We start from the raw sequence: 7130 nt of genomic DNA on the forward strand, positions 1-7130 counted from the left end.
GGGCCCCGCGGGTACCAATCATGGTTGCGGTGTTTGCGGCGGCGGGGGCCGCCCTGATCGCCATGGCACTGGTGAACCCGGTGGCGGCCATCGTCACCGGGCTGGCAACCCTGGCCGCGCTGCTCGTGCCTCGCGGCCGGACCCTGCTCACGCTCGGGCCGGCGGTCCTGCTGGCTCTGAGCGCCGCCTATGTCATCCAGGTCCAGCTGCGCCACGGCCTGCCCAGCGACGGGGAGTGGGTCAGGGCGTTCGGGCGGATCGCGACCGTGTCCTGGATCGCGGTCCTGCTCCTGGGTGCCGACGTGCTCGTCACCGCGCTGGGGCGCCGGTACCGACACGATGTCACCGCCGGCCAGTCAGGCCAGTCAGGCCCGGGCACCGGCACGGTCGCCGGCGGCGATGCCGCGCGTCCCACCGTTCACCCGTGACACCAGGGTTCGGCCGACGGCTCGCTGAGCGGCCCGCAGCGCATTCTCAGCATCACCCAGAGCGGCGCTCGGTGGCTGATCGACTTCGGTCACCGCGGTGCCGACCACGAACGACGGCCTGGGCTCCCCGTCCCATGTCACCCGCAGGCGGGCGATCATCTCGTCCGACCCGGTGTGGCTCCCAGCCGGGAAGGCGACGACGAAGCGGTTGTGCGACCACCGCGCCAGCTCCGCACCGGGACCGGCGGCCGCCCGCAGCTGGCCGGCGAACTGTTTGAGGATGTGCTCGTCACCACAGATGCAGCCCGTGCCCGAACACGTGCCCGAACACGCATCCGAAGGCGCACCGAGCACCGCGAACAGGCAGAGGACAGTTCGAGCGGGCAGGCCCTGCAGGATCGCCAGGAAGCGCTCGCGGCTGGTGAGGCTGGTTGCCGGGTCGATACCGATCTCCCGCACATGGACCTGGGCCCGTCGCAACCGCGCAAGGGTATGCCCGGCCTGACCGCCCAACAGGGTGACGGCGCGCAAGCCGGCCTGATCGGCCTCGTCCCGCCCGACCATCCAGCGGGCCACGACGAGCCCGATCAGGCCGCCCTCGCCGGGAAGCGGCACCAGCAGCGCAGAGGCGATACCGAGCCGCCGCACGACATCTGCGGGGAACAGCGTCGAGGAGGCGACGTCGGCCAGGAACACCGGCGCCCGGGTACGCAGGACGGCCCCGATGCCAACGGTGTCGCGCCCGGTGAACCGCTGCGCGGGCGTCGCCGCATCCCCGCCCGACTTCGTCGCTCCGTCCCCGCCCGACTTCGTCACGGTGGCCACCACGTGGAACACCGTCGATCCGGGCAGGTCAGCGAGCAGCAGGCTGGCCGCATCCGCGTCGAGCAGCGCTCGGGAGACCTCGGCGACCATCGACCCGGCCGACTCCAGGTGATCGGGATACCAGAACTGGTCCAGCACGCCCAGCGCCCTGGTCACCTCCGCCAGCATCCGGTTGGCTCGGCGAGCCTCCAGCACGTGCATGACCTGGTGTCCCAGGGCGGCGAGCGACTCGCGTTGGCCGGGGGTGAGAGCATGCGGAATACGGTCCACCGCCACGACATGACCGATCACCTTGCGATCAGGGGTGGTGATCGGTGCTCCGGCGTAGAAACGGAATGACCGGCGCGGCCCGATCCCGGCCAGGCGCATGAAGCGGGGGTCCGCAGCCGTGTCCGGAATCTCGAAGACCCCGGTCTCGGCGAGCGCCCACTGACTGACCGACACATCGCGCGGTTGCTCGGTCACCGTCGAGCCGTGACATGCCTTGAACCATTCCCGGTCGGTGTCCAGGAACGCGACGAATCCCACCGGGGTGTCGCACAGGCGGGCCGCCAGCGCGGCGATCTCGTCGAACTCGGGCTCGCTGTCGGAATCGAGAATCTCGTACCGCCGTAGCGCGGCGATCCGGGCGGGTTCGTCCGCCGGTCTGACAACGGCCGGTCCGGCCACGAGGAGTTCCGGCGGGAACGGCCGCGCCACGCGATCGGGGCCCGCCGCCGGATCGGGCTCCACCGTCGCAACGGGCCCGGGAACGGCCGAGACGACCGCGCATGCCTGCGCGGTCAGCAGCGCCAGCAGCTCGGGCGAGGGAGGCAGCGGCCGCGAGATCGCCTCCCCCTGGAGAAGATCGCATCCGAGCTCCATCAGCATCCGCAGGGCGCGGGCATCCTCGACGCCCTCGCCGACGACGCGCAGCCCCAGGCGATGGCCGAGCTCCAGGACGGTACGCACGATCGCGATGTCGGGCAGGCTGCCGTGCGCATCCGAGACGAACCCCCGGTCGATCTTCACCTCGTCGAACGGCAGCGCCTTGAGAATCTCCATCGAGCTGTAACCCGTTCCGAAGTCGTCCAGTGACAACTTCACCCCGCGGGTGCGCAGTTCCCGTAGCATCGCCGCGGCTCGGGCCGGCTGGGTGACCAGCGCGCTCTCGGTGATCTCCAACGTCAGGACGTCGGCGGGCAGGCCGTGCACGGACAGCGTCGCCGAGACCAGGTCGGGTAGGTCCTCGCGGACGAGCATCCGCGCCGAGAGGTTCACCGACACCGGTACGTGGTGGCCGGCCGACGCCCAGTCGGCGCACTGGCGCAGCGCCTCGTTGAGCACCCACTCGGTCACATCGATGATCAGAGTGGACCGTTCCGCCATCGGCAGGAAGGCTCCGGGGGCCAGCAGACCACGATTGGGATGCGCCCAGCGCAGCAGTGCCTCGACACCGGCGATGCGGCCGGTCTGGGCGGACTGCAGCGGCTGGTAGTGCAGGACCAGTTCGCCACCGGCGACGGCGGCGCGCAGCTGCGCGTGCAGGGCGAGTTCCCACGGCCGGACGCCGGCCATGGCCGGGTCCCAGACACCGGCCCGTTCGCCGTCCCGCTTGGCCGCGTGCAGGGCCGCGTCCGCCGCAGGTAGGAGGGCATCAAGACTCGCGCCGTGCAGTGGGGCGACCGCGACACCGGCGCTGGCCTCGACCTCGACCTCGACGCCGTCGATCCGGAACGGACCGAGGATCTGGCTGATCACTGTTCGGCCGATTGTCCGCATCTGATCGCGTGCGGCCTCGGGATCGTCGGGCAGCTCCACCCCGCACATGACGACCGCGAACTCATCGCTGCCGATACGGCCGGTGAACGCGGGGTCCACCGGGACGCTGCACAACTGCATCGCGATGGCCTGCAGCAGCCGGTCGCCGGCGTCATGACCGAGGGCGTCGTTGACCTCGCGGAACCGGTTGATGTCAAGGAGCACCAGCACGGCGTGGCGACCGGCGGCGATCGACGCGGCGATCGCGGGCTGGGCCACCCGGGCCAGGCCGGCCCGGTTCGCGAGCCCCGTCAGCGGATCCCGGTCCACCAGCAGCTGGCTCCAGCGGCCGAATCCGTACACCACCAGGGTCGTCCCGGTGACGGTGAAGACGGTCATCACGACCGCGGGCATCGCGACACCGAGGTCGCCCTCGAACGCGAAGCCGGCCACGGCCCCCGCACTGACAAGCGCGGCATGGACAACCGCCACCCACAGTCTGTGAACCATCGCTCCATAGGCGGCGATCCAGGCGTACCAGAGCAAATAAAGATCGGAGTCCCTACCGGCGTCACTGTCACACAGCGCAATCGTGACCGCGACGACCGAGGACACCACCAGGATGTGATGGGCAACCGGCCGGATGCGTCCCAGCAACAGCGCGGTGATCAGGTTGGCGCTGCTTATCGCCACGGCCAGCCATGTCCCCAGCTGGTTCTGCCCCGGCGACCAGGGAAGCAGCGCAAGGACGGAGAAGGCGAGGACGCCCCCGCCGGAAAGTATGACCAGGAATCGCCGTCGATCCGTGAAGGATGGAACGCTCATGGTGAACGGTCCTCCTGCCGTCGGGGGTAGGGTGCCGCCGCCCGGCGCGACACCACCCTGGCAACTACCGGGCCCCGACAACTACCGGACAACTACCGGGAGCGACCAAACAGGTCAAAAATCTTCGATTCACGACCCGGAGACAACGCTGCCCCATCACCGTAACCCGGCGCCACCACTTGCACCGCCGGGCACCGAGGGTGAGCGCTAAGGGCGAGCACCGACGGTGAGCAGCCACAGTACGCAGCCACAGTGGGCGGTCAGTGGGCGGCGTCATCCCAGGTCAGGCCGCAACCGACGCTGACGTCGAGGGGAACCGACATCTGGTATGCCGCTCCCATCTCGGCCCGTACCAGCGTCTCGACCTCGGCGCGCTCACCCGCAGCGATCTCCAGCACAAGCTCGTCATGGACCTGGAGCAACAGTCGCGACCGTAGTCGGCGCTCCCGCAGTGCCCGATCGACGCCCAACATGGCGATCTTGATGATGTCCGCCGCGGACCCCTGGATGGGGGCGTTGAGCGCCATTCTCTCGGCCATCTGCCGACGCTGCGCATTGTCACTGGTAAGATCTGGAAGGTAACGGCGCCGTCCGAGGATCGTCTCCGTGTAACCATCGGCACGGGCCTGTTCAACCACCCGGCGCAGGAAGTCCCGTACCCCGCCGAACCGGGCGAAGTACGCCTCCATCTGCGTACGGGCCTCTTCGGGATGGATGCCGAGCTGGCCGGCGAGCCCGAAGGCGGACAGCCCGTACGCCAGCCCGTAGGACATGGCCTTGATCCGGCGGCGCAGCTCGGGATCAACCGCGTCCACAGACAGGCCGAATGCCTGGGCTGCCACGTAGGTGTGCAGGTCCTCGCCGGAGGCGAATGCCTCGATCAGTCCCTCGTCGCCGGACAGGTGCGCCATGATGCGCATTTCGATCTGGGAGTAGTCGGCTGTGAGCAGGGTCTCGTACCCCGTGCCGACGACGAACGCCCGGCGGATCTGACGGCCCTGCGCCGTGCGTATCGGGATGTTCTGCAGGTTCGGGTCGGTCGAGGACAACCGGCCGGTCGCCGCGATCATCTGGTTGAACGTCGTGTGGATGCGGCCGGCATCGTCGATCATCGGTATGAGCGAGTCGACCACCGTACGCAGCCGGGCAACGTCACGATGGCGCAACAGTACCGCCAGGAGCGGATGGTCGGCCTGAGTGGCGAGCCAGGCCAGCGCGTCCGCGTCGGTGGTGTAGCCAGTCTTGATCTTCTTGGTTTTGGGCAGGCCCAGCTCGTCGAACAGGATCGCCTGCAACTGCTTGGGTGAACTGAGGTTGAACGGCCGCCCGACGATCTCATGGGCCTGCGCGGACACCGCGACGACCTCGGCGCCGTAGTGCTTCTGAAGCTCGAGTAGATGATCGGTGTCGGCGGCGATGCCGGCCCGCTCCATCACGGCCAGCACACCGACGAGTGGAAGCTCCACGTCGCGCAGGAGTGCGGTGGCACCGCGGCGGGCCAGGTCCGCGTCGAGCGCGTCGGCGAGCTCGAGGCAGGCCCGTGCCCGCACGACGTCCGCACCGGCCGCGTCCGCCTCATCCGATCCGTCGATGGTCAGCTGTCCGGTGTCGGATCCTTCCGTGCGCAGGTCGCGCCGCAGGTAACGCAGGACGAGATCAGCCAGGTCGAAGGTGCGCTGGCCGGGCAGCGCCAGGTAGGCCGCGAGCGCGGTGTCACTGGTCACACCCTCCAGGGACAGGCCACGAGCGGCAAGCGCCAACAGGGGGCCTTTGAGGTCATGAGCCGCCTTGGGCTGGTCAGGATCGGCCAACCACTGCGCCAGCGCCTTGTCATCGTCGCCGGTGAGCCCGGCCGGGTCGATCCACGCGCCGGCACCACCGGCGGTCGCCAGCGCGAGCGCGGTGACGACGCCGGTGCCCCGGCCCCAGGTTCCACGGACGTGCAGGCCGACGCGCTCCCCGCCACGGGCGTGGTCGGTCAGCCATCCGGCCACCTCGCCGGGCCCCAGGATGTGCGTGGTCACCTCGAAACCCTCGTCGGCCTCGGGTTCGACCGTGGCCAGCGCCGTGTACAGCCGCTCCCGCAGCGTCCGGAACTGAAGGGTGTCGAAGAGCTGGTGGACGGCTTCGCGGTCCCACGGCCCCAGCCGAAGATCGGCGGGGGCGACGTCCAACGGCACGTCTCGGGCGAGCTCGGTCAGGGTCCGGTTGCGGATCACGTTGGCCAGCTGGGCGCGCAGCGACGCACCCGCCTTCCCGCCGAGTTCGTCCACCCGGTCGATGAGCTCGGCCAACGACCCGAACTGCTGGATCCACTTGGTGGCGGTCTTCTCCCCCACCCCGGGCACCGACGGCAGGTTGTCCGAGGGGTCACCGCGCAGCGCGGCGAAGTCCGGATACTGCACCGGGGTGAGACCGTACTTCGCCTCGACCTCCGCCGGGGTGAACCTGGTCATGTCACTGATGCCGCGCCGGGTCATCAGCACCGTCACCTCGTCGGTGACGAGCTGCAACGCGTCCCGGTCACCGGTGACGATCAACACTCGCATCCCCACGGCCGCGCCCTGGGTCGCCAATGTCGCGATGACGTCGTCCGCCTCGTAGCCGGTGGCGCTGACCCCGATCACGGCGAGCGAGTCGCATACCTGCTGGATCAGGCTGACCTGCCCGACGAAGTCCTCGGGTGTCTCGGCGCGCCCGGCCTTGTACTCCGCGTACTGGGTGTGTCGGAACGTCGGAGTCGGCAGGTCCCAGGCCACCGCCACATGGGTCGGGCGCTCGTCACGCAGCACGTTGATCAACATCGAGGTGAAGCCGTAGACGGCGTTGGTCGGCTGTCCCGTCGTCGTGGCGAAGTTCTCGACCGGGAGCGCGAAGAACGCGCGGTACGCCAGGGAGTGGCCGTCGAGCAGGAGCAGCCGTGGCTCACCGTCGCCGGGCGCGGGCTGGGCGACGGCCGACGCGGACCTCGCAGCCGAACGCGCGGAACCACGGGCTGGCGGGCGCTGCGCGCCGGCGGATGTGGCGGACACGACCCGAGTGTATTTGGCCCGCCAACCCCGGCGGCCCCGGCGGCTCCACGTGCCGCACACGGTGTGCGCGGTGTGGCACGTGGAGCCGGGAGCGCGCTGCGGCACGTGGAGCCGAAAGCGCGGTGCCCGTGCGAAAAAGGTTGTGATCGTCACCGGAAACGCCACCGGGAACGCCGCGGGGAAGACACTGTGCGACAACCGACGGCTACTGTCCGCCCGGCGCGTTGACGCGAGCATCGGTTACGTCCTAGCTTCTTTGTCAGTGGGACCCGGGACGGTC

At 69.7% G+C, this 7130-nt stretch carries 4 protein-coding genes; 2 read left to right on the top strand and 2 right to left on the bottom strand.

Features of this window, described 5'->3' with window-relative positions; translation table 11 throughout:
• Positions 1 to 428 (top strand): hypothetical protein (locus U9978_RS17435; RefSeq protein WP_322762205.1); only part of this gene is annotated, 428 nt, incomplete at its 5' end.
• Here U9978_RS17435 and U9978_RS17440 read toward each other — a convergent pair.
• Both U9978_RS17440 and polA read right to left on the bottom strand, forming a co-directional pair.
• Complete coding sequence (locus U9978_RS17440; protein WP_322762206.1) at positions 366 to 3818, bottom strand: EAL domain-containing protein; 3453 nt, start codon at positions 3816 to 3818, stop codon at positions 366 to 368. The two genes, U9978_RS17435 and U9978_RS17440, sit on opposite strands and share 63 nt — an antisense overlap.
• A 260-nt stretch (positions 3819 to 4078) precedes the next feature.
• Positions 4079 to 6850: a DNA polymerase I gene (gene polA / locus U9978_RS17445; RefSeq protein WP_416211015.1), complete on the bottom strand. Its 2772-nt coding sequence runs from the start codon at positions 6848 to 6850 to the stop codon at positions 4079 to 4081.
• 70 nt (positions 6851 to 6920) lie between these two features.
• Here polA and U9978_RS17450 point away from each other — a divergent pair.
• Positions 6921 to 7130, top strand: a 210-nt coding sequence (locus tag U9978_RS17450) for a hypothetical protein (RefSeq protein ID WP_322762207.1), incomplete at its 3' end; no start/stop codon positions are given.

The organism is Protofrankia sp. Cr2 (genome assembly GCF_963555885.1).
Lineage (GTDB): Bacteria > Actinomycetota > Actinomycetes > Frankiales > Frankiaceae > Protofrankia.